Source organism: Dietzia sp. KRD202, from assembly GCF_017168155.1.
GTDB lineage: Bacteria > Actinomycetota > Actinomycetes > Mycobacteriales > Mycobacteriaceae > Dietzia > Dietzia kunjamensis.
Genome location: NZ_JABFAN010000107.1, coordinates 1 through 1,107, shown reverse-complemented (window position 1 = coordinate 1,107; position 1,107 = coordinate 1). Strand labels below are relative to the sequence as shown.

Sequence of the window (1,107 nt, the reverse complement as noted above, 5' to 3'; positions counted from 1 at the left end):
AGTAGTGCCCCATAGAGTGGTGTAACTCGGTGGCCGAGATCGTCTGCGATTCCGTGTTGTGTACGGATGTAGAGCGGCCACCGTGTGATCCTTCGAGTCAACCTTCTACCGAATCCTCGAACGGAGTCATCACGATGACCGCACCCCATATTGTCGACCCTGCAGGCCTGCTTAGCCAAGCCCTGACCGACGCGTCACCGGATCTGATGCGCGAGCTGCTGCAGACCATGATCAACGCCCTGCTGTCCGCGGACGCCGACGCCGTGTGCGGCGCCGAGTGGAACGCCCGCTCGTCAGAGCGCACCAACTACCGCAACGGTTATCGCCACCGGCCCCTGGATACCCGGGTCGGCACCGTCGACGTCGCCATCCCCAAGCTCCGCTCGGGCTCCTACTTTCCCGAGTGGCTGCTCGAGCGTCGCAAGCGGGCCGAATCCGCGCTGATCACCGTCGTGGCGGACTGCTACCTGGCCGGGGTCTCCACCCGCCGGATGGACAAGCTGGTCAAAACTCTCGGCATCGACTCGCTGTCCAAGTCCCAGGTCTCCCGCATGGCCGAAGACCTCGATGAGCAGGTCGCGGCGTTCCGGCACCGGCGCCTGGACGAGGCCGGACCGTTCACGTTCGTCACCGCCGATGCGCTGACGATCAAGGTCCGGGAGAACAAGCAGGTCGTCAAAGCCTCGGTGCTGCTGGCCACCGGGGTCAACGGTGACGGCCACCGCGAGGTCCTGGGCATGCAAGTCGCCACCAGCGAGACGAAGGCCTCGTGGAACACCTTCTTCGCCGACCTGGTGGCCCGTGGCCTGGGCGGAGTCCGGCTGGTGACCTCCGATGCCCACGCCGGGCTGATCGAGGCGATCGCGGCGAACCTGCCCGGGGCCGCCTGGCAGCGCTGTCGCACCCACTACGCCGCAAACCTCATGGCCGCGTGCCCCAAGTCGATGTGGCCGGCCGTGAAGGCGATGCTGCATAGCGTCTACGACCAGCCCACCGCCGAGGCTGTCAATGCCCAGTTCGACCGGCTCTTGGACTACACCGAAGGCAGACTGCCCGAGGTTGCTGACCACCTCGGCGATGCCCGCGAGGACCTGCTGGCGTTTATCG

The 1,107-nt window shown here is 66.0% G+C and carries 1 protein-coding gene; it reads left to right on the top strand.

The genetic code is table 11. From position 1 onward, the window contains the following. Window positions 1-134: 134 nt before the first annotated feature. Window positions 135-1,107: IS256 family transposase (locus tag J1M64_RS19145; RefSeq protein ID WP_206475232.1), on the top strand; the 973-nt coding region annotated here is incomplete at its 3' end.